At 44.6% G+C, this 22,212-nt stretch carries 19 protein-coding genes and 3 pseudogenes; 8 read left to right on the forward strand and 14 right to left on the reverse strand.

Annotated elements, in window-relative coordinates; translation table 11 throughout:
• Window positions 1-69 precede the first annotated feature (69 nt).
• Complete coding sequence (locus tag V5G20_RS26435; protein ID WP_172920276.1) at window positions 70-1,140, reverse strand: hypothetical protein; 1,071 nt, start codon at window positions 1,138-1,140, stop codon at window positions 70-72.
• Between the two features lie 1,120 nt (window positions 1,141-2,260).
• On the opposite strand from V5G20_RS26435, the gene V5G20_RS26440 reads away from it, so the two are divergent.
• Window positions 2,261-3,667, forward strand: a complete 1,407-nt coding sequence (locus V5G20_RS26440; protein WP_228006686.1) for a helix-turn-helix domain-containing protein — start codon at window positions 2,261-2,263, stop codon at window positions 3,665-3,667.
• A gap of 405 nt (window positions 3,668-4,072) precedes the next feature.
• On the opposite strand, the gene istB (V5G20_RS26445) is transcribed toward V5G20_RS26440, so the two are convergent.
• From istB (V5G20_RS26445) to V5G20_RS26455, 3 genes are all read right to left on the reverse strand, one after another.
• Window positions 4,073-4,852 carry an IS21-like element helper ATPase IstB gene (gene istB, locus V5G20_RS26445; protein WP_338462842.1) on the reverse strand — a complete coding sequence of 260 codons (780 nt, stop codon included), beginning with the start codon at window positions 4,850-4,852 and terminating at the stop codon, window positions 4,073-4,075.
• A complete protein-coding gene (istA, locus tag V5G20_RS26450; RefSeq protein ID WP_338462844.1) occupies window positions 4,849-6,090 on the reverse strand; it encodes an IS21 family transposase in 1,242 nt (413 codons plus the stop codon). The genes istB (V5G20_RS26445) and istA (V5G20_RS26450) overlap by 4 nt, the downstream gene beginning before the upstream one ends.
• Window positions 6,091-6,189: 99 nt before the next feature.
• The gene (locus tag V5G20_RS26455) at window positions 6,190-6,519 is read right to left on the reverse strand and encodes a hypothetical protein (protein WP_228006697.1); all 330 of its coding nucleotides are present in this window, start codon (window positions 6,517-6,519) and stop codon (window positions 6,190-6,192) included.
• An 854-nt stretch (window positions 6,520-7,373) separates the two neighbouring features.
• Here V5G20_RS26455 and V5G20_RS26460 point away from each other — a divergent pair.
• Both V5G20_RS26460 and V5G20_RS26465 read left to right on the forward strand, forming a co-directional pair.
• Window positions 7,374-8,378 carry an HNH endonuclease gene (locus V5G20_RS26460; protein ID WP_171506479.1) on the forward strand — a complete coding sequence of 335 codons (1,005 nt, stop codon included), beginning with the start codon at window positions 7,374-7,376 and terminating at the stop codon, window positions 8,376-8,378.
• 59 nt (window positions 8,379-8,437) lie between these two features.
• Window positions 8,438-8,923 carry an SMI1/KNR4 family protein gene (locus V5G20_RS26465; protein WP_171506478.1) on the forward strand — a complete coding sequence of 162 codons (486 nt, stop codon included), beginning with the start codon at window positions 8,438-8,440 and terminating at the stop codon, window positions 8,921-8,923.
• A 613-nt stretch (window positions 8,924-9,536) separates the two neighbouring features.
• Here the strand turns inward: V5G20_RS26465 and istB (V5G20_RS26470) are convergent.
• From istB (V5G20_RS26470) to V5G20_RS26490, 6 genes and pseudogenes are all read right to left on the reverse strand, one after another.
• Window positions 9,537-10,340, reverse strand: a complete 804-nt coding sequence (istB, locus tag V5G20_RS26470; RefSeq protein WP_338462848.1) for an IS21-like element helper ATPase IstB — start codon at window positions 10,338-10,340, stop codon at window positions 9,537-9,539.
• Window positions 10,337-10,696: a Mu transposase domain-containing protein gene (locus V5G20_RS27190; RefSeq protein ID WP_422388009.1), complete on the reverse strand. Its 360-nt coding sequence runs from the start codon at window positions 10,694-10,696 to the stop codon at window positions 10,337-10,339. Before V5G20_RS27190 ends, istB (V5G20_RS26470) begins: the two co-directional genes overlap by 4 nt.
• Window positions 10,694-11,212 (reverse strand): annotated as a pseudogene (istA, locus tag V5G20_RS27195) (IS21 family transposase); the annotation flags it as partial. The pseudogene istA (V5G20_RS27195) and the gene V5G20_RS27190, both read right to left, overlap by 3 nt.
• A gap of 81 nt (window positions 11,213-11,293) precedes the next feature.
• Window positions 11,294-11,755: pseudogene (gene istB / locus V5G20_RS26480) on the reverse strand (IS21-like element helper ATPase IstB); the annotation flags it as partial.
• 97 nt (window positions 11,756-11,852) lie between these two features.
• On the reverse strand, window positions 11,853-12,596 hold the full coding sequence (gene istB, locus V5G20_RS26485; protein WP_025846873.1) for an IS21-like element helper ATPase IstB: 744 nt from the start codon (window positions 12,594-12,596) through the stop codon (window positions 11,853-11,855).
• The gene (locus V5G20_RS26490; protein WP_422388010.1) at window positions 12,593-13,672 is read right to left on the reverse strand and encodes a Mu transposase domain-containing protein; all 1,080 of its coding nucleotides are present in this window, start codon (window positions 13,670-13,672) and stop codon (window positions 12,593-12,595) included. Before V5G20_RS26490 ends, istB (V5G20_RS26485) begins: the two co-directional genes overlap by 4 nt.
• A gap of 57 nt (window positions 13,673-13,729) precedes the next feature.
• Here V5G20_RS26490 and istA (V5G20_RS26495) point away from each other — a divergent pair, with 57 nt between their 5' ends.
• Together istA (V5G20_RS26495) and istB (V5G20_RS26500) are read left to right on the forward strand one after the other, a co-directional pair.
• Window positions 13,730-15,232, forward strand: coding sequence for an IS21 family transposase (gene istA, locus V5G20_RS26495; protein ID WP_122906950.1), 1,503 nt, complete (start codon window positions 13,730-13,732; stop codon window positions 15,230-15,232).
• Entirely contained in the window at window positions 15,229-15,957 is a 729-nt protein-coding gene (istB, locus tag V5G20_RS26500) for an IS21-like element helper ATPase IstB (RefSeq protein ID WP_122906949.1), read from the forward strand. The genes istA (V5G20_RS26495) and istB (V5G20_RS26500) overlap by 4 nt, the downstream gene beginning before the upstream one ends.
• On the opposite strand, the gene V5G20_RS26505 is transcribed toward istB (V5G20_RS26500), so the two are convergent.
• The 3 genes from V5G20_RS26505 to istA (V5G20_RS26515) form a co-directional block, all read right to left on the reverse strand.
• The gene (locus tag V5G20_RS26505; RefSeq protein ID WP_338462852.1) at window positions 15,915-16,559 is read right to left on the reverse strand and encodes a hypothetical protein; all 645 of its coding nucleotides are present in this window, start codon (window positions 16,557-16,559) and stop codon (window positions 15,915-15,917) included. The genes istB (V5G20_RS26500) and V5G20_RS26505 overlap by 43 nt on opposite strands.
• A 118-nt stretch (window positions 16,560-16,677) precedes the next feature.
• The gene (locus tag V5G20_RS26510) at window positions 16,678-16,953 is read right to left on the reverse strand and encodes a hypothetical protein (protein WP_338462854.1); all 276 of its coding nucleotides are present in this window, start codon (window positions 16,951-16,953) and stop codon (window positions 16,678-16,680) included.
• 1 nt (window position 16,954) lies between these two features.
• Window positions 16,955-18,442: an IS21 family transposase gene (gene istA / locus V5G20_RS26515; protein WP_227278712.1), complete on the reverse strand. Its 1,488-nt coding sequence runs from the start codon at window positions 18,440-18,442 to the stop codon at window positions 16,955-16,957.
• A 362-nt stretch (window positions 18,443-18,804) separates the two neighbouring features.
• Here istA (V5G20_RS26515) and V5G20_RS26520 point away from each other — a divergent pair, with 362 nt between their 5' ends.
• A complete protein-coding gene (locus V5G20_RS26520; protein ID WP_231504312.1) occupies window positions 18,805-19,035 on the forward strand; it encodes an aspartyl-phosphate phosphatase Spo0E family protein in 231 nt (76 codons plus the stop codon).
• 209 nt (window positions 19,036-19,244) lie between these two features.
• On the opposite strand, the gene V5G20_RS26525 is transcribed toward V5G20_RS26520, so the two are convergent.
• Entirely contained in the window at window positions 19,245-19,442 is a 198-nt protein-coding gene (locus V5G20_RS26525) for a hypothetical protein (RefSeq protein ID WP_024984050.1), read from the reverse strand.
• A gap of 571 nt (window positions 19,443-20,013) precedes the next feature.
• On the opposite strand from V5G20_RS26525, the gene istA (V5G20_RS26530) reads away from it, so the two are divergent.
• The gene (gene istA, locus V5G20_RS26530; RefSeq protein WP_024985197.1) at window positions 20,014-21,255 is read left to right on the forward strand and encodes an IS21 family transposase; all 1,242 of its coding nucleotides are present in this window, start codon (window positions 20,014-20,016) and stop codon (window positions 21,253-21,255) included.
• A pseudogene (istB, locus tag V5G20_RS26535) lies at window positions 21,252-22,030 on the forward strand (IS21-like element helper ATPase IstB). Before istA (V5G20_RS26530) ends, istB (V5G20_RS26535) begins: the two are co-directional and overlap by 4 nt.
• The last annotated feature ends 182 nt before the right edge of the window (window positions 22,031-22,212 follow it).

Below are 22,212 nucleotides of genomic sequence, written 5' to 3' on the forward strand. Positions count from 1 at the left end.
ATCCATGGAGCAATCGAGTAATCTTAGAAGAGAGATAATACCGATTGCTCCATTATTTTGTTCAATATTTTAGTTGTCCATACCAAAGTATCCCTCATATTGATAAACTGCTTCAACAACTGCACTACGGTACTTGTGAAGTAGACTGCTATAGTACCCCTCTGGATCATTGGTTTTCCTAAATCCTTCAACGTTAAAATCAAGCACTGCTTGATAACGCTGCTCTTTTAAATATTCTTCTTCTTGATCTCTATGACTTTCTCCTCCACCGCCATAACTTGGTGTTTTGTGGTGGTCTCTTGCTAACATCCTAATGCAAGGTGCATAGTTGGAATCGAACCCAGCTCTCCTTAAAGGTGTTGCCGATACAAAATGATGTCTTTGACCACCCAAAGCGTCTAAATCTCTGTACCGGTCTACCTCAAAATTGTAGCGTTGCCACTTCTTATCTTTACCTCCACCACTAAAGTACCAAGATACACCATTATCTATTATCGTCAGCTCGTATTCAAAATAATCCGAAACAGCATTAATATCTTCTGACCACGTAACCAGGGTACCGCTTCGTACATTAGTCTTATTAATTCGTTTTGTGTCATCAAGTACCCACTTAGTTCCACTCGCATTATACTTCATTATTTCACCTTTTACGACGTCAACTGGATCAACCCCTGTTTGTAAATGAACCATAGTTAACTTAGCTCCACTATCAGAAACAAGAAGGTTAAACGCAATTACTCCATCGATTGAGTTAGTTTTTACGTTTCGCTTAACCAAGAGAACTTGACTATCCTCTGTTACAAGGATTTCAGGTTCAGGAATGTTGTATTGCTTTATTATTCTTTCAACCTCTTTTGCCGGAACGCCTTCAATTTCTATCGGGTCATCCGATTTCAGATCGTCCAATTCATAAAGTTCTGATAATTCTTTGTACGATTTCTCTTCTTTGATGTAATCTTCGAAGCCCTCTTCTACGATTTTTTCTTTTACATCAGGATGCTCATCAAGATCTTTAATGTCAATTGTCTCAAATACGAACTCTTCGTTATTTGTCGCGTTAACATTTGAAGAGATTCCAAAAAAACTCGTGATTAATACTAATGACGTCAATATTAGTGAGAGTAGTCGCTTCTTAATCATCTAACCTTCCTCCATTAATTTTTAATTGCTTGGATAGCAGCAACCAAATCCTTATTACTCCCCTCCCTTTTGAACCCCTGTTATTACATATAATCCCAATGTACCCAAGCATAACTAAATATAACATCAGATATTAACTATGTAAATATATCCCTTTATGTAGATATACAAAAGACCGATTCTGACCTACTCCTCCAGTTGCCTTAGCTGCAGGCTACTACCTAGTTACCTCTCGCCTGCTCTAACATTTACGTTGAAAACTCGGGGCCGACTATAATTGGAAGAGGATTTGCCACATTTATTTGATTTTGGTACTCCAAAGAAGAAGGCGGCGGCGTTGGCTACCCGGTGGTAAAAAGCGTTGTGAAGAAATATAGGATCGTTCTTTAGTTTTTTCAAACATGATGCCACTCGTTCTGAAAACGCCTCAGGAAGGCTTACAGAAGCCTTTTGAACAAGATACCACCTAAAGTCGGAATACCGTAGGTGTTTTTTTCTGTAAAAAAAGGAAAGTGCCCACTTTTGAGTGGGGCCTTGGTTCATATACTTCAAATCAGTTGTTTTCACCCGGGCCAGCAATTCAAGATGGAGACTTGAATTGACCGCGCAAGCATGTGTTCATTTAACCTTTCACTTTACCTTTCTTTTCCACTATCATACAACTTGCCTAGAAACAAAAGTAGCCCCTCCAACGGCTTTTTTGCCGTCAGAGGGACATTGTCATTTTCAGACACACCTTTTTGAGAATTTGACGGTTTTTGAAATACCGTCCCACTCCACCTGCAAGTCGAAGGCTGCTGCGAGCTCTCGGGCGGGAGCATATGCCACGCCAACTTCGATTGTCTCTGTCAGGTCTTTGCCATTCACACGGACCTGCTTCGTCTCCAGCACCCATTTGGGCGTAACGCCGATTTCAAAAACATTCGGAGATTCTTTTATTTCCCTGCAGCATAACTTGATTGGCCGCTCTCCTATTCTAGAATCCCATCAATAACCATATATTTACTTTTGTTGCGTATTGTGGTAATATGAGGAATAGTTTAAGGATATAAAGTTTTCTATGGAGCAAAGAATCTGCCAGGAGGAATTTAGTAATTCGTGTATTAGAGGGGGGTTTCTTATGGGGGTAATGGTCCAGCCGTCATTGCGATCAGAGATCGAAAGGAATTTAAGGCTGAAAGGGTTTACAATTAGTAGGCTCAGCGAATTAACCGGCATTAATTCAGGGACTCTCAGCACGATTCTCAATGGTAATCCTCCTCGTCCCATGACAGTATACCAACTGGATCAACTGGCCATCGCGTTTGGCCACGAGCCGGGATGGTTATACGAACTGTATCCGGAAGAGTGTGTAACAGAAGATAAATTTTCGCGTCCACGTGTTATCCCGTATCTGGCTCGCTGTGCTGAAATTGGCCGACAGGATTGTATTAACGAGACTGTCTCAAAGCTGCTGGAGAATCCCAAAAATATAAGAATCCTATTTTCAGTAGCCGAGCAGCTCTTTGAAAATGGGAAACTGAAGGAATCAATGCCTTTTTATCAGTTCGTGGTCGACAACGAAAAGGATAGCTACTCCCATCATTTTATCATGGCTCAATACCGTTTATTTCGGGCGGTGTTGGGGTCAAATTCCGAAGAAAACTGGAAGGCCGTCATACGCTTTGAACCTTATCGGAAAAGGCTCCTAGAACATTATCAATTAGATGCATTGCTTCATTTAGCTAACACCTGTTTCTCTTTACACCAGTGGAGAGACGTGGAGAAGTATGCTGATGAGTTGCGCGAAATGGCTGTAATCTTATACGAGGATGAGCTGCGCAAAAAGAAAACCCAAAAAACTTTTGATCCGATAAACACAGAAAGACATCTTGTTGTATACTATGGACAAGGATACCTGCTAAAAGCAGCAGCTTTAGAAAAACAGGGGCTTTACGAACAGGCCAAACGATATGTCGAAGGGTATGCTGACCTCAGTTGGTTTGAACTTTTAGATGAAGTTGGCCATTATGAAGTTCAGAAGTTTCAGTTATGGGCAAAAGCGAATATGTACACCTTGGAAATTCTCCTGGGGAATGTTGAGGTTTTGCCCGAATATCTCGACTTCCTGAAACATAATCCCCCTGAAATATTACCTGCTCTGATAACTATTATTGAATCGGCTAACAAGCATGGATTTACGGTCGATCGCATTATCGATGACTTCTCTGAGGAGATCAAACTTTTTACTCATTATCGGGATCCACTCAATATAGACCGTAATTTTCGTTTCAGATATGGATTGGCTATTTACCGATTCAATAATGGTCAACATCTAATTGGAATTGACGAAACACTACAGGCTTTGACTTTATCCATAGTCAAGAACAATGAAAAGGATTTCTTACACTGTGTCACAACCTTTGAAGCATATAGAAACTATGCAACAGACGAGCAGAAACAAGAGTATCACCAAATTTTAGAGGAGGTACGAAATGATGAAAAAAGGATTGCTGCTTTCTCTGGCTTTGATCTTGGGACTGTTTAGTAATGTAGTGGCGGCAGAGGCTGGCCAAACAGCCAAAATTAAACCAAAGCCTGGCATTATTCAATATGAGCATGGTGTAGGCGGCTGATAAATTCTCCAAATCAGCAATTAGGGATTTTGAAAGTCGCAAAACAGGGAGGTTTCTTAGCCTCCCTGTTTTTTTGTCTTGAGGTTGGGTAGTAAAACGCAAGCCCCCAGGAGCGCCTTGTAAGCGACTTTTCCCTGGGGGCTCCTCCTTTTATATTCTCGCCTAATACGAAAGTGTCAAATTAATACCTTCCATTCCTGTGTCAACTGCAAATGAAAATTCCCCATTATCTGCACTCGAATTTTCCCCATTATAGGCAATAGGTTTGTCTGAATGATGCCCCCTCTGAGGGGGGCGGGTGGCGACCAAAATTCCGTTTATTCTGTTTTATCTTCGGTTGACTCGGGTCGAAAGAAACCTGCTTTTTTCTTCTCCTTTATGCGATAACTTTCCCCTTTAATGTTGATCGTGTGGGAGTGATGCAATAATCGATCAAGGATGGCTGTAGCAAGTACTGTATCCCCAAATATCTCTCCCCACGAACCATAGGATTTGTTCGAAGTAAGGATAATTGAGCCGGATTCATAACGTTCTGATACAATTTGAAAGAAAAAGTGAGCTGCGGTTTCATCCATTTTGCGATATCTAATTTCATCAATGATGAGTACATTCGGTTTTATAAATGCTCGCATTTTTTGTTTGATGCTATTGTTTTGATGAGCAATCTGGAGCGTCTGAACCAAATCATGAGCAGTTGTAAAGTAAACCGTCAACCCTTGTTTGATAGCTTCGAGAGCCAAAGCAACAGACAAGTGAGTCTTGCCGACCCCTGGCGGACCAAGTAAAATGAGATTCTCTTGTTGTTGTACAAACCGGAGGGTTGCCAAATCACGAATCCGTCTTTCATCAATGGAGGGCTGGAAACTGAAATCGAATTGCTCCAACGTTTTATGGTAGGGTAAATGAGCCAATCGCGTTTTCATGCGGATAAACCGATCCCTCTTGGCCATGATTTCTTCTTGCAAAAGCTTGTCCAAGAACTCCAAATACGATATATTCTGAGCAGCAGCTTCTTCTGCGTGGTGGTGAATAATTTCCGGGATTCGTACCCATCCCATCTGTACAAAGGCTTCTTCTAAACGGGCCTGGAGTATCATTGTACGATTACCTCCTCGTCAGCAAACTGCTCATAGACAGACAAATCACGTTCCACCACTTCGGGGCTTGGATTGGGAACCAAACGCGGCATAGGTTGGGGAGCCTTCGCGCCAATTTGGTTTTGAATCCCCTCGAAGTGTTTTTTATTGGTTATGACTTGCTTGGTACGAGTAGCTTTAGGATGTTCAGCGATGATCATGTTGCCCTGATAGATCCGGATATGGCCATTCTGGAGATCTTGTACTTCTACCGTATGACCTACATAAACATAGGGGACTGAATACCGGCTTCCTCCGTAAGAAACGAGTGAATCATTCGATACTCTTCGAGTATGGCGTTCTACCTCTTCGAATGGGATCGGGTTAAGTGGCTTCAACTGTTCGTGTTTCCATCGATCTACTGGTTTTTCATGCGTGGTGCCGTGTACCCGTACATTAGCCACCGTATCCAACCAATGACGTACTTGCTGATTCAAGTCACGAAGGCTGGTAAACGTCTGCACCCGAGGCCAAAAGTTCTTGCGAACATATCCTACTCCATTTTCCACTTTCCCTTTTGTTCGTGCACGGTAGGGAGCGCAGCGTCGCAGCGTAAGACCGTGATGGCTTGCAAACTGGGAAAATCGTTCATTCCACAATACATGCCCTTGATCGTCGTAACCGACAATGACGGTTTTCATATTGTCATACAAGCATGTTTCCGGTCTGCCGCCAAAGTATTGCATAGCACGCAAGTGGCAGCCGATGAGGGTATCAAGCCGTTCATTCTCTGTAAATTCCACATACAACATTCTCGAGTATCCCAAAACCATGACAAAGGCGTACAGCCGTTTATATCCACCATTCCACTCTACCTTAAAATGTCCCCAGTCTACTTGCGCTTGCTTTCCGGGTGCCGTTTCATAACGGAGCGTTGCCTTGGTCTTAACAACCGGGCGCAATGGTTCCATGAATGAGCGAAGGAGCCGAATTTGCCCTGGATAACCTTGGGCTTTGATCTCATCAAACAAAACGACAGGATTGAAGCAGCCTTCTTCCATTCTCGCTTTGATATAGGGTTTAAATGGATCGAGAATGCTTGTTTTTTTAACAGATCGTTGGTATTTCGAAGGCTCATCCTTTTTCAGCCACTTACGAATTGTTTTTCGATCCCTCCCTAATGAATCAGCAATTTGTGTGATATTCATTCCTCTTTGTCTCATGTCTTTGATCAAGTAAAACTCCCCATTCTTAAGCATATTTTCTCTCCTCCAGGGAGAGATTTTCTGCCGAAAGTGGGGAATTTTCAAGTGCCGTTATTGAGGATTTTAACAGTGCCGTTCACACCTGCATTAATATTATCTTCTTATGCTCACGGATTCAAAATATAAGTGTCTTATTTTGTCCTCTTGATTTTCTGGACTCAGCTTTTTAAACGAGTCTTCGAGCATATACTCCTCTTTGAATATATCTGATCTCCATAAAGATAGCCCTAATGACGGGAAAAAATACGTGTAGCCATCAGATTGATTTCGATCATATTCTGCAATTTTATCAATTTTCTCTATAAGATCTTCAGCTTTCGTGTTGAATACATCAATGCCTAGCAATAAGCAGTTAAATGTTTCCTTTAGAACCTCAGGAATTTCTATAAAGTCAACCTTACCTTCAGAATCATATTCCACCATGAAGAAGCCCTTGAAATAGTCCTGAATATGATATTCCTTCTGATGTACTTTTCAGTATATTTCTGAATGCATTTTTCAACTTCATCTTTGTTCATGCCAAGTTTTATTAAACCGATGCCCTTCCCAGGTTCGATGATTAAATTACCCATTTTTTATCTCCTGTACAAAATGTTTTTTTTACAATTTTTATTATGGACTTACAATGAAGTCCAGCATGTAGACAATGTTCCGTAAGGAACAGGGTCTGCATGCTAAAAGCTCTTTAGAGCTTCAGATACAAGACCTACATCTTTTAGCAAAATAGTAAACAAGTAAATACTGCCTACTATTACGACTGTATTCAATATCCCTCTCAGAAATCATGAAGTTTGTAATTACAATGGAGAAGGCAGAATTTTGAAATTAAATGAGCAGTAGTCATCCAAGATGATCATATATACAAATCCAGTTCCTCGATCTCCTCCGTATAGTCTTTACTTTATGATTAGTTATTCGACAAGCGGAAGGGTTCTGATCCAGTTCCTTTAATTCCTTCAGTAGGGGCATCCGCTACGAACTCAATCATTATCTTGCTTGGCTCTAAGGTTAGGGGGTGGTGCATCTAATCCTGATAGACAACAGCAAGCCATTTTGTCCCTGCTTTCGACAAAAGTACTCGTCTGATACTTTGGATGGGATTGGCGAATCGAATATGAGTTGTACCAGGCAAGGAACGGGGGAGTGCCCAGTATTGAGGATTAAATAGCGAGAATTTAATAATGTTAAATTTGTGTGTCTTACAAATTACGACAACTTTCTCATTTTTTTTGCATTATGGTTAATATGAATTAATATAGAAAAGGAAGGATAAAACAATGAAACTTTTTAAGAAGCTTCTAGTTCCCTTACTATCACTTTCTTTGCTTTTACCCACATCATACTTATCTTCAACTATTTTAGCAGAAGAAAATATTGACTTCGAGAATTTACCTATTCAGCTTGCTGAGGGAGTGAGTTTGGAAGATCTTGCCGAAGTGCTTAATGAACCTCGTATACTGCAGAGTAAAAATGTAACGGTTATCGATAACGAGGAATTAAGCAGTTTGGCTATTAATAGTGGGGAGAGAAAAAAGGTTTTTGGTGCTAAATCGGAACCAGATGAAACTCCTTTTGATTTTGTAGCAACCACCGCAACAACATCTGATAAAAGAACCATGGGGCAACTACCGGAATTTGCCGCTATTGCTTTTGACCACTATATGACTAGCGATTATCCAAACGGCGAGGTAACTTCAAATGTCCGGGTTTCAGCTGTTTTAGGTAGTATAACTTCGGTTGCGTTCAGACACGAAATCACTAGATCAGTGTACGAAAGAGGGAGTTATCGATACGAAAACTATAAAACTGCAAGAATTCCCTACCCACGGGTAGGTCGGACGGAATATGTATCAGCAAACGCTGATACATTTTGGTGGTCTGGTGATATGTCTGGAACGGCTACCACAGCACAAGGAGGAGTCGTTCCAATTAATAAGATTAATGGGCCCGAAAAAATTTTAACAAATCGTTTAGGAGAGATATATCCTGATTATGTTGATCCTCAATCGAATATAGAACTAATTAAGCCGGATGCAAACTTGGTTAAACTAACGAGAGACAGGAGTTCCAATTATAGAAAAAATTTCGAGAAACATTACGAGTCTTACTACGGAAAGCCCCAATATTTTGATTGGGATGACGTTGAAATTCATCATATGATTCCATTAGAATACTACGGTACAAATGATGTAGATAACTTAATTCCTTTACTAAAAAAAGATAGAAAGAATAAGTACATTTTGTATCATCATGAAATCACAGATTGGTGGAATAATTATTAAATATGTAAAAAAGGGCTATCAAAAGTGATAGTCCTTACAATTGACTAGAGGGGGATACTATGGAACATAAATTTGAAGAAATAATTAACTTAATAAAAGGCGTAAGAGAAGAACATGAAGAAATGCTATTAATAAAATGTGGCGACATTGAATTTTTGTTTAATAAGTCATTTAATCCTAGACAAATTGACGAAACATTAAATAGGTTTGAGTTACCTATCGATTATAGAGCCTTCCTAGAAAATTACTCCAGCGCAAGGTTATTTAAGGACTCCTATTACGGAGGGGGTTACGAAATTTTAAGTCCTCAAAATGTAATAGAGTACTGGAAAGCTTATAGTATTGATCATCCGTATTATCCTATTGCATGGAGTAGTCACTCTCTTGGGTGTATATGTGTAGATCAAGATAGGATTAATTCCGGAAACGGGTATCTTACCTGGATTCAGTCAATGGATCCGGAAAACCCTATCGATATTAATTTGTCCTTTTCGGAGTGGCTTAAGGAGGTAATTGAAAAAAATGGGGTTGAGTTTTGGATTTAGATAGTTTGACCCGAATATATTTTATGAGGGAGATGGTACTTGGGAGGAACTTTGTTGCCGCATCATTAAATTTTTTAACTGTTGCTTTTGCATAGAATGTTGTTGAAGTGCAAAATTTCAATTTTGTATTAAACATGTAAAGGTAATAAGCGTAAAGTCGAAACAAAAAACAATGTCTGAAAATGGTAGGCCCTTCGCATATCGTCGTTGCCTACGTGAACGAACGTCCCTTCTTCCTTGGCTGCCTGTAAATGCTTTTCCGGTGGTCAGCTTAGAGGAGGTCAAATCGTGAAAAAGGGGTGGCGAGAGAAATCATTTTCTGGTCCAAATCATATAGAACTGGACCAGAGAGGAGACAAACTCCCTCTGCTGTTAGTTCAGCCAGGGAGTTTGTCTCCTCTCTGGGACTTCATTACAATGAAGTCTATCTTCTTTACGATCCCCATTATTGGATACAGTATCCAGGTGCTTCCCTATGCAGCATTTCCCGATTTCCTGTTTTTGACGGAATATCCTATAGTAATATATGTCCTTATATTACTATAGGGGGCTGATCATTGTAGATACGGGAAAAAGAAATGGCAATCCATCTTCGGGCCTGTCAACGCCGGAATTAATTTGACCCACGAGCGCCGGTATAATTTTGACCCACCTGTGCGCCTGGTGTCGAATAGATTCCGGTTTTTAGTTTTTCTTTGAGCCGGTAGCTGTTCCCCCGGATGTTCACGACGTGGGAGTGATGCAATAAGCGGTCGAGAACAGCTGTAGCAAGAACGGGATCGCCCATGAGTTCGCCCCATTCGCCAAAGCTCTTGTTGCTAGTCAGAATCATGCTTCCTTTCTCGTAGCGTGCACAAACCAACTGAAAAAACAGGTTTGCAGCGAGCGGATCGAGGGGGAGGTAGCCCACCTCGTCCACGATGAGGATGCGTGGCCTGAGATATACCCTCATTCGTTTGTCCAGGTGATTCTCTTCATAAGCTTTTCGTAAATCGCCCACGAGCTGCGCGAGAGAGACGAAATACACAGGCAATCCTTGTCCAATGGCCTCCATAGCGATAGCAACGGCTAAATGCGTTTTCCCCACGCCGGGAGGCCCGAGAAACAACACGTTTTCTTGCCTCCCAACGAACGTCAGCGCAGCCAGTTCACGAATCAGTCGTTCATCAATCCCCGGTTGAAACGAGAAGTCGAATTCGTTGAGCGTACGCCGATAAGGGAGGTGAGACAGCTTCATGCGGACCTCTACATTTCGGCGCTGGCGATCCTGAATCTCAGCGTCCAGTAGATCATTGAGGAAAGAGAGATACGTGCTTTGGCTCCGGCTGGCAGCTTCCAGCTTGGCATCAAGCGATTGGGCGGCTTGACCCAAACCAAGTTCCTCCAGACGCTGGCGGGCTTGTTCGAGCTCAATCATGCGCCCACCTCCACAAGACGTTCATACACGTCCAACGGACGCACTTCCACGTCTTGTACAGGAATCTGAACGCCTTGCGGCTTTGGATAAGCATATCCCTGAGCTGTACTCAAATTCGTGTATTGGTCCTCACACATCACTAGCCTTCGGGATTGGTACTGCTTCTCGTGCCGGGCGATGAGCTGCTTCTCGCAGTATATTTCGACGAATCTGTTTACCTCTCGTACCTTTACTTCACGTCCGCTATACCGCCATGGAACGCCATAACGAACGCCGTCGTAGCTCACAAATCCGTCACGGCTTACTTTCCTCGGTTCAAACCGGTACTTTGCCCATCGTTCCGGAGACGGAAGCATACCGAGCTTCTCTTGTGCCAAGCGATCGATCGGTCTTTCCCCAGTTGTACCGTGGATACGACGGTTTTGCTCATCGCACCAGTGTCTGGCTTGGCGATTTAGGTCACCAAGATCGGTGAATGATCGCCCTGGCATGAAGTTCTGCTCGATGAACTGAACGCTTCTCTCGACCTTTCCTTTCGTTTGGGGACGTCGTACGCGGCAAACTTTGGGGATCAAGCCGATAGCCGCAGCAAAATCTTCAAACAACGGATGCCATCTCGGCTTTCGATCATCGCCCATGCCAAGAATAACGGTCTTCATTTGGTTGGTTAGCATGGTCTTTGGAACACCGCCGAAGTATTCCAAACCGTTCATCAAGCAGCGTAAGAAACTGTGGATGTCACAGCGCTTTGTAAATTCGATGTACATCGCTCGGGAGTAACCCAACACCATCGTAAAAACGGGGATTTTACGCACTTCACCGTTTAAATCGATGTACTCGCAAATCTTCCAGTCCACTTGGGCTTGGTGTCCGGCTTTTGTCTTGTGTTTTGCAAGTAGAAAATGCTCAGCTTTGCAGCCAAAATTGCCTAAGCACTTGCCAGCCGTTTGAAACTACAAAGGAATCCTATCCATTGCCTGTTTGAAGCGGAAACTCTCACCTGTGAATGAGAGGATATGAGCGTGGTGTACCAGACGATCAACGAGCGCCGACGTGAGCTTCGTGTCTCCAAACACCGATGTCCATTGGCCAAACTCCAGGTTAGATGTAACGATCACACTCTGTTGCTCATAGCAATCCGCAATCACGTTAAACAATAACTCAGAACCGGTTTGGCTGAACGGCACGTAGCCGACTTCATCGAGAATAAGTAAATCTATCTTTTTCAATTTCTCGCGAAATCGGCTGAGTGTTCCCGCCACAAATTTTTCCTGAAGTACAGAAACCAAATCGGAAGCCCGGTAGAACTGTACCGCCTTGCCCCGGCGGCAAGCCTCCACGCCCAGTGCCGTTGCCATATGGGTTTTCCCTGTGCCGACGGCACCCATTAAGAGTAAATTTTCTTTGCGTTCGATGTGAATGTCAATCAAAATGTTGACCACCGTGCTCATCAAAAAATTGACCACCATGGCAAAAATCAATCCACCCGTCGGGTGGGTAACTTTTTCATGATCACGATCTTTGAATGCTCTGCTTAAAGCGATAGCTGTCTCCATTCATTGCAAAGATATGGGCACGATGGGTAAGCCGATCAACCAGGGCTGACGTCATTTGCTCATCTTTGAAAATCTGTGTCCATTCCGTAAATTCCAGATTACTGGTAATGATCATGCTTCCTTTCTCATAGCGGGCCGCACAAAATTGGAATAATAACTCCGCCCCGGTCCGACTCAGAGGGACAAACCCGACTTCATCCAAAATAATCAAATCTGTTTTCAACCATTGCCTCTCTAGCTGGAGGATTCGCTTTTGGGACTGAGCTTCCATAAGCTCGTTACATATTTTAGCGGCAGTCCAAAACTGAACGGAATAGCCATGATGGCAAGCTTCCTTCCCGAGTGCAATGGAGAGATGAGTTTTGCCAGTGCCAGAGTTTCCGATAAACATGATGTTCTCTGCCTTTTCGATGTACTCACAACGAGCCAGTTGAAGCAATTTGGGCTTATTGAGGGACGGAATCGCCGAGAATTCAAATTGATCGAGCGTTTTCATAGAAGGGAATTTGGCGTGCTTGATGCGACTCGCGATTTGGTTAGCATCCCTTTGCTGAACTTCTTGCTCTAGTAGGGCTAAGAGGAACTCCTCGTAGGGAATTTGCCGTTCAGCAGCATCATGGGCGATTTCCTTATAGACACGTTTAATCGCAGGTAAGCGAAGGCGTTTCGCGTAGGTTTCAAGCAGGAAACTCGTACTCAATGAACCACACTCCTTTTCTGTAACAAACGATTGTACTGGCTAAGATCTGGGGCCTTTACCTGAATACGTGGAACAGAGCTATCCTCCGCCAACGAGAGTTGGGGCAAACGGTGTTCCGGCAATGTTCGCTGAAACAATAATTGCCTTACGGCATCATACTGGAACATCCCTTTTTGGCAGGCCTCCCCCAGTGCTTCTTCGACGAGAGAAGTATCGAATTCACGGTGCAAAAGCAAGAGTCGAACGAACTCCTTCATCCCTCCTGGTCGGTTACGGCACTTGTCCAAGAACTTTTGGTAAATGGCGGGTAATCCTGCCTGATGCAATGGTCTAGCATAAAGAACTGCTCCTGGGCGAATAAGAAGTAAATCCAGATAATGATCGTATTGCAAAATCTCCTTTCCTTTTTCCAAGCACCGCTCATGCGTCGCAATCAGGCTTTTTCCGTGATACACCTCAATTTTTTCAGCAAATACTCGGCAAATAAGTTGGGTCGATGCATAGGAAACCGGGACGGAATAGGCATTTTTTTCAATGTGGATCATGGATAGCGTATTGCTTTTCACGGGTACAACACGGAAACAATCCAATGGCCGTGGAGGCAATGGAAGCATGATGGGCAACTCTTGAACAAATGCTTCTCCAACCGTTAGGGAAGACCGGGGAACGGTTGTATTCTCGTAAGAGATACATTTTTCGAGGAGGATTTGATTTAGCTCCTCCAGAGAAGAAACACTAGGAACAGGTGCAAAAAATTGCCTCTGGGCAAACTGTACGAGGTTTTCCACTTGGCCTTTTTGATGCCCTTTTCCCGGATCACAGAAATAGCTTTCAAACAGGTAGTGGGCACGTAGCTGAATAAATCGCTCTTGTTCCTCGCGATTTTTGCCTTCCAATACCTTCTTAACGGCTGTTGTCAGGTTGTCGTATGTGATGACTTGGGGAACAGCACCGAAAAATTCAAAAGCATCTACATGTGTATATCGCATAATAAAAGTACAGAAAATCGCAGCGTAAAAATGCAGAGCTAGCCTGCGTTTTACAAGGCGGAAAAATAAATAGGCACTTGCCAACATCACTCTATTAAGTCTACCTTGGTCTTTGTCCAGAAGAACCAGGGAGATGTGAGAGGAATGTTGAAAGTGCCACAGCAACAGTATATCAAATTTTTGTACGAGAATGAGGATTATTCAATCTCGGAGATTGCGAGAGCCATGGGAGTCAATTGGAGGACAGCCAAGAAATACGCCACAAAGGACGATTGGAATGAACCCGTTTGTCGGCGCAAGAGACGATATCCCGTTCTCGGTCCGTATCTTGACATCATTGATACTTGGTTAACGGAGGAGCAGGCGTTGCCCCGCAAACAGCGTTATACCGCGAAGCGAATCTTTGATCGTCTGCGTGATGAATACAGGTTTGAGGGCGGACGACGCACTGTTGAAGAATATGTAGCCAAACGCCGAAAAGAACTCAAGCTGGAACGTGCCGAAAGCTATGAACGACTCGAACACCCCGGCGGCGAGGCACAGGTTGATTTTGGTACAGCCTATGTTGGGCAACCAGGTCAACTCGTGGAGCGCAAAGTGCTGATTATGTCCTTCCCGTTTAGCAATGCGGCCTTCGCCTTTCCGGTTCGAAAGGAGAACACAGAGTGTTTTCTGGAGGCAATGAAGCGCATCTTTGAACGGATGGGAGGCGTTCCGAGGAAAATCTGGTTCGACAACTTGTCGGCGGCGGTGGTCTCGATTGGCCGTGATGGAAAGCGGTCATGCACCGATCAGTTCCTGCGGTTTGCTACCCACTACCGGTTCGACCCAGAATTCTGTAATCCCTATCGTGGTCACGAAAAGGGGCATGTGGAGAACAAGGTGGGGTACAGTCGGCGTAATTGGCTCGTACCACCACCGATTTGCGAAACGGATGCTGACCTTGAGACATACTTGGCCCAGGCAGCAGAGGCAGACATGGATCGTCCACACTATGCCAAGAAAGAGCGTATCGTCGACTTGTGGGAGCAAGAACGGAAGAAGCTTTTGGCTATGCCAACCGTTGCGTTTGAGGTTTTCAGGCTTGAACCGGCCCGCTTGAACAAATATAGGGAACTCCGGTTTGAAACAACCACATATCCACTACCGCAGTGCCGTGCGCTAGATCCCGTATTGCTCAAGGTGAAATGGGACGAGATCGAGGTTTTGTCGGGCGACGGAGAGTACCGACACCTGGGGACGTTGCCTCGCCCGTACACGGAAAAGGCAATCCCGATTGAGTGGACAGATGTGTTTGAGGGTTACCTGAGAAAGCCAAGGATGGTGATGTACTCCGATCTGGCGAGGTTCATGCCTGCTTCCGTCCGCAGATTCGTGCAAGTGGAGGATATCGATCTGAGGAAATCTCGTGTGGCTCTGATTCGTCGATTGTTAGATACACACCAGATGTCCGACATGGGTGCTGCACTCGATACACTGGCTGGGCATTTCGATCCTGACACAGTCCTTGAGCATGCGCTATATGCGATGAAACATCCTGAGTTTCACCCTAAGCCGTTTGCGGAGGCTCATACACCGATGGAGATTCACGGGCACACACCGGACCTCAGGCAATATGACGCCATTCTGGGGGTGAGCAGAGCATGAAACACGAATTGGTTACTGCATGCAAGAACCTCCACTTGGGGTATGTGATGGAAGCGTACGAGGCGATTGCGTTCAATGACCGCTCGCAATACCTGCTTGAAGTCCTCCAAGTGGAACTGCGGGGCCGAGAGATATCCAGGATTCGCAGACTCATGAAGAAAGCCCGGTTTCCACAGATGAAGACACTAGAGGATTATGATTTCGGAGCAGTCACCTTCCCAGCGCATTGCAGTCGTGAGCTCCTAACGGATCTGGCATTTCTCGAGCGGAAAGAGAACGTGATGATGCTGGGCAAAGTGGGAACAGGCAAGACCCACCTGGCAACGGCACTAGGCGTGGAGGCTTGCCGACGAGGGTACGAGGTACGATTCTTTCGGGTGCATGACCTTGTGGCCGCGTTACAGGACAAGTACCAATCCGGGACGCTTAGCCGTTTTCAGCGGGAGTTGCAGAAGGCTGAGTTACTCATCCTCGACGAAATGGGGTTTGTGCCCTTTCACAAAGACGGAGCTGAACTACTGTTTAACGTCATCTCCGAATGCTATGAGCAAAGGAGTGTGATTGTCACCTCTAACCTTGAGTTTGGCCAGTGGAACACGGTGTTTGGAGATGCCAGACTGACAGCAGCGCTCGTGGACCGACTCGTTCACCACGCACACGTCCTGGCTTTCACCGGCGAGAGCTACCGGCTACGAAATGCGCTATCCGGAGTGAGATCGTCATAATCTTCAGCGTTGGCCGTGCCTATGCACAAATCCGCAGCGATTCTCTGTATTTTTGACTTGCGAAAAACAACATGACCTTGGAGAAGAGCCTCTTGCTTCTGATGAGCAAATGTCTTGATGAAAATCTTTCTGCTGTATGTGCAACGCATACAAAAGACTTGAACCTTCACTTGTTTCCCTTGTAAATGAACCGTAACCTCACCCCAGTCAAATTGGGCAAATCGCCCTGGCGGGAAATCAAGAGGGACAAATGCTTTAGGAGGAGAAACCCGCAACTCTCTGACGTAGCGTCGTACAGTAGATTCACCGCCGGTGAATCCATGTTCGTCAACGAGTCTCTGGTAAATACGTTTGGCAGTATGACGCTGCTTCGGGGGAGCCTGTTCATCTTGACGCAGCCATTCCAAGATGATGGGCTTGACAAAATCAATGACTGGCTTCGGCTTCGGTTTTGAAAGCTGGTATACAGGGATTTCCGTTGATGTCAAGGCTTTTCGTATCACTTGACGCGAGTAGCCAGTTTCGCGAGAAATTTGACGAATCGACTTCCCTAGCAGAAAGTGTTGTTTCCTGATAAACTCATAATTAGCCATCTGAAGCATTTCCTTTCCTCCTATATCTTGTTGTCTAGACAACTACAAGATACAGGAAAGAGGTGCTCAGGTGGTCAACTTTTTTATGAGCGATGTACCACTAGGTGGTCAATTATTAGATTAGCATTCACAGTTCGAGCCAATCCAATTCCTGGAGCAGCTCCGGACTACTGCCACTAGGGAAAGAGATATGGTCATACACATACCCCTCGAAAGTCTTAATATGCGGGAACCCCGCCTGCTGAACAAGCTTACCTAACTTGGCACGGCGGCGGCCGTCCAGTTCCGCAACAAGGATTTGCTCCACAATGCTACGAATCTGCTCATTCTGTTGAACGGATACGTAGTCCACGACATGCGCCAATCGGAGTTGTCGGCACAAATCTCCCAATGCCGTCGGCATCTCAGCTCACCCCCACAAGTTGATCATAGCGTTGGAGAGAACCTTCTACGCGAGTTCCCGGAGGGGACAACGTCTCCTCCCACGTGACAGGGAGGTCACGACTGCCATATTTTACGCCTAGCACGGCCGTGATGCGCGTAATCGGTGTGTCTTGGCCTAGTAGAGCAATTACCTCTTGAATCTGTTCGATGGTGTAAATATCACACCAGTGCGACATTGCCTGAAGACGATCTTTTCGCTCTGTTAGATCCTTCACGGTTACATACCCTTGCAAGATCTCCGGTAGCATACGGAGAAACTGCGAGTGCGTTACACTACGTGGTTTTTTCAGCCATCCAGCGCATACTTGTGACCACGGAATGTCTACATTTCGTCCCGTATAAGGTCTGGGTACTTCCCGAATTAGCTGGTGTTGGCCGTTTAGAATGACAAGGCGATCCCAAAACGTTTGGATCAGTACCTCACTGCCTGGCGTTGCCATCCCCAGCAACGGAACCGTCAATTCATCCTTCCGAATCTCTCCATACTTATTCACCACTGCAGCACCCAAGCGAAAAGCCTCAAATCCATGCTCCGGCAAGGTAAGCAATTTACGGCGATCATCCTCCCATAGATCTGCGATGCAACGATTTAGGGCATAATGCTGACGACCACGATCACGGCTAGCTTGCTCGGCGAAGTAGGCAACTAACTGTTCATGGCTTTCATAGATGGGAATCGGCACTGCCCAATTGCGCTTGGAGTACCCGCATTTGTTCTCCACGTGCCCCTTCTCATGACCACTGTATGGGTTGCAAAAGACAGCTTCAAACCGGTAGTGAGCGCAGAATCGCTGGAAGCCATCCGTTAATTGCCGTTCGCCCTGCTTCTCGATATGAACGACGGCAGCGGAGAGATTGTCAAACCAGATTCGCTGAGGAACACCTCCCATTTGTTCAAAGCACAGCTTCATCGCCTCCAAAAAGCATTCCTGATTCTCCGCTGGTGTCGGATAGACGAAAGCGGCATTGCTGTACGGAAAAGACATTACCAGCAGTTTGTATGTGACCAATCGATGATCTCGGCATACCTCAATGGTTGTAAAGTCCACTTGTGCCTCACCCGGTGGATGTTCAAGCCGTTCGTACGTTTTGGCACGGTCCAGTTCCATTTCACTTTTTCGTCTCTGCACATAGGCCAATACTGTACGTTGTCCACCTGTAAACTGATGCTCATCGCGCAAACGTTGGAAAATGCGCACACCTGTGTGTCGCTGCTTACGGGGGACCAAACGGTCCTCCTCTAACCAGGTATCGACGATCTCCATAAATGGACCCATGACAGGACTTCTGCCCTTTCGTTTTGTCATCGAGGCATTCCAATCGGTTTTATCGGCATATTTTTTGGCAGTCCGCCAGTGAACACCTACGCGTCCTGCAATCTCGTTTACCGAGCATCCTTCTACTTCGCGTAAAAACCTGATATAGTGTTGTTGAGGCATTTTCAGCATCCTTTCCATTCTCCTTCGCTAAGTTGTCCCAAACCTAACGGTAGGAGGAATTATTGATGCTGACAAGTGCCTTTTTTGTATTTGTTTTGAGCATTTTTACGCTGCAATATTAGGCATTTCTATTGTGCAATAAACAGCCCTTCCCAGGTTCGATGATTAGATCGTCCATTTTTTTATCTCCCGCACAAAAAATTTTTATAACTTTGTTTATGGGGCTTCATTGCAATGAAGTCCATATTTTTTGCGCAATACCCCTTATTGGTATAGTATCCTGATGATCTCCTATGCAATATTTCCCAACTACTTGTTTTTGGCAGAATATTATATGGTAATATATGCTCTTATATTACAGAAATAGGGAGTTGATCATAGTAGATACGGGAAAAAGAAAAGGCGATCCATCTTCGGGCCTGACAGACGATAATCGAAATAAAGAAGACTTGTCGGAAACCATCGAGGAAATGCGGGAAAAATTAGTGAAACTGGTCCAAGAAAAGGGTATTTCCGACAGTGAAGTTGTAGTGTTAAGCCAGCGCCTGGACGAATATCTTGTCCAGTTTCAAATCAGAATGAGTGAGAAATTTAGCAAATGAGTTATATACTTAATATAGTATGTAGAGGAATTGGGCATGCCTGAGTGCGGCCAGGTCTTTTTTCTTTTGGAGACAAATACAAAACCGCTCTGGAATGCGCTCGGGCGATTTTACACTCTCATCCCTTATTATATCCTATGCCATCCCCTTCACACCCGCTTTATCTTTATAGGGTAATCAAAGTCGATACACCATACATCATTATTGTTTTATTTTAGAGTTTTGATAATCCCCAGCTTCTTCAAAAAACCGTTCAGATAGTTGGCTCCCCGAAACGCCAAAAGGCCTGCTGCTGTTGTCGCTATGTAACCACCTGGCCCGGTTAGGTTGAAAGCGAAAGCCAATAAAACGCCTACGAAAATGGATGTGACATAGGTAGCCTTGTCGCGGATCTGATCCGGAAACATGGCCTTGAAAACCTCAGTTCCCCTTTCCATCTCCTAATTTATACCGGCGGGCGTAAGGGGGAGATTTTAGCGCTGCGCTGGAAAGACATTGACTTTAAAACGAAAACCATTTGCTTAAACAAAACTTTGTTTTATGAAAATGGTCAACATATCCCTCTGACCTCCAAAACGGCCGCTTCTAGGCGTTTTATTAGTGTAGACGACAAAAACATGTGAACGGCACTGTTAAAATCCTCAATAACGGCACTTGAAAATTCCCCACTTTTGGCAGAAAACCTCTCCCTGGAGGAGAGAAATATGCTAAAGAATGGGGAGTTTTACTCGATTAAGGACATGAGAGGAAAAGGAATGAGTATCACACAAATTGCTGATTCATTAGGGAGGGATCGAAAAACAATTCGTAAGTGGTTGGATAAGAATGAACCTTTAAAATACCAACGATCCGTTACGAAAACAAGCATTCTCGATCCGTATAAACCCTATATTGTCAAAATCGGTTGTAAAATCCCCAATATCAGCGGTTTAAAATTCCCCAGAAAAAGCCGACATACTCTCCGGGAGGAGAGTAAATATGGTGAAAAATGGGGAGTTTTTTGTGATCAAAGAAATGCGTCTGAAAGGTATGAGTATTACCCAAATTGCTGAAGAGATGGGACGGGATCGAAAAACGGTTCGAAAATGGCTCCTGAAAGATACGCCAGAGAGCTTTCCTACTCGCAAACCACGTCCCAGCAAGTTGGATCCTTTTAAGGATTTCATCTGTACTCGTATGGCGGAGGGCTGTCAAAATGCCCGCATCATCTTCGAAGAAATAAAAGCCCGTGGCTATACCGGAAAGGACACCATCTTACGAGACTTCATGAAGCCGCTGCGTCCCCACTTTCGTTCAAAAGTAACCGTACGATACGAAACGAAACCTGGACAACAAGCGCAAGTAGACTGGGGACATTTTCGAGCAAATGTCAACGGAAAACAAAAGCGTCTTTACGCTTTCGTCATGGTGCTGGGTTATTCACGCATGATGTATGTAGAATTTACCGAGGACGAAAAGCTGGAAACTCTCATCGGATGTCATCTTCGGGCTTGGCAGTACTTTGGGGGTGTCCCTCAAAGTTGTTTGTACGACAACATGAAAACAGTTGTTTCTGGTCGAGATGACAATGGTAGGGTGATCTGGAACGAGCGTTTCGCCCGCTTTGCCAGCCACTATGGGTGCAAGCTGCTGAGCTGCAAGCCCTATCGGGCTCGAACGAAGGGAAAAGTGGAGAATGGGGTGGGTTATCTCAGAAAGAACTTTTGGCCTCGCATCGGCACTTTTACCGGGCTACAAGATCTCAATCAACAAGTACGCTATTGGCTGGACACCGTTGCAAATTGTCGCCTTCACGGAACCACCCATCAAATGCCGAATGAACGATGGAAAGTAGAAGACCTCCAACCTTTGAACCACGTGCCTTTTGCTGTTGTGGACCGGCATTACCGGAAGGTGATGAGTGATGCTTATGTTTCTTTTGAAGCCAATCGTTACTCTGTTCCATGGGAGCACATCGGTCGAGTAGTAGAAATTCAAGATGAGAAAAATGGAGTCTTGCGATTTTATTGCAATGGCCATCTAATCGCTGAACACTCCAAACAGTGGGGGCGTCATCAGACCGTAAGCATAAAAAAACACTTCGAAGGAATTCGCACATCTACGAGCAAACCGGTTCCCCAACCTACACCTCGTTATATGGCGAATTCAACACCCGAAGTGTTGGAACGCTCTCTTACGGCGTATGAAGAACTGGCGGAAGAAGAGGTGACGCTGCAATGATCTTGCAAGAACGCCTGTTGGAAGCGTCCCGTCATTTTGGATGGATACGCATCCCCGAGATCCTCCACGATCACGCCGAAGAAGCATCCAAACACAACATATCGTATTTGGAGTTTTTGGACAAGCTTCTGCAGGAGGAATTAGCGGCTAAATACGAACGATTTTTGCATACAAGAACTCGATTAGCACGGCTTCCGTTCAAAAAAACACTAGACGAATTTGATTTCTCTTTCCAACCTTCCATTGATGAAAGACGAATTCGTGAATTGGCAACCCTTCGGTTTGTACAACAACAGGAGAATCTCATTTTGCTAGGTCCCCCAGGCGTTGGTAAGAATCACTTATCTGTCGCTTTGGCTCTGGAGGCCATTAAACAAGGTTTGACAGTTTACTTTACAACCGCTCATGACTTGGTTCAGACCCTTCAGATTGCCCATCAAAACAACAGTATTAAGCAAAAAATGCGGGCATTTATTAAGCCGAATGTGCTTATTATTGATGAAATCGGCTACCGCAAGATGGATGAAACGGCAGCTCATTTTTTCTTTCAAATTGTATCGAACGTTATGAATCTGGTTCGATCATTCTCACTTCGAACAAGTCCTATGGTTCGTGGGGAGAGATATTTGGCGATGCGGTACTTGCTACCGCTATCCTTGATCGATTATTGCATCATTCCCATACCATCAACATTAAGGGGGAAAGTTTTCGTATCAAAGAAAAGAAAAAAGCTGGTTTCTTTCGGACAGAGTCAATTGAAGATAAAACCGAATAAATGGAGTTTTCCCGTTACCTGCCCCCTTCGGGGGGCAATATTCAAACAAATGAACTGCTTATAATGGGGAAAATTCGAGTGCAGATAATGAGAAATTTTCATTTGCAGTTGACAAACATTAGGCTTACTAAAAAAAATCCGTACAGGGCAATTTGGGCGGTCATTGGTACATATCCATGCAA

Source organism: Brevibacillus borstelensis (assembly GCF_036700025.1).
GTDB lineage: Bacteria > Bacillota > Bacilli > Brevibacillales > Brevibacillaceae > Brevibacillus > Brevibacillus borstelensis.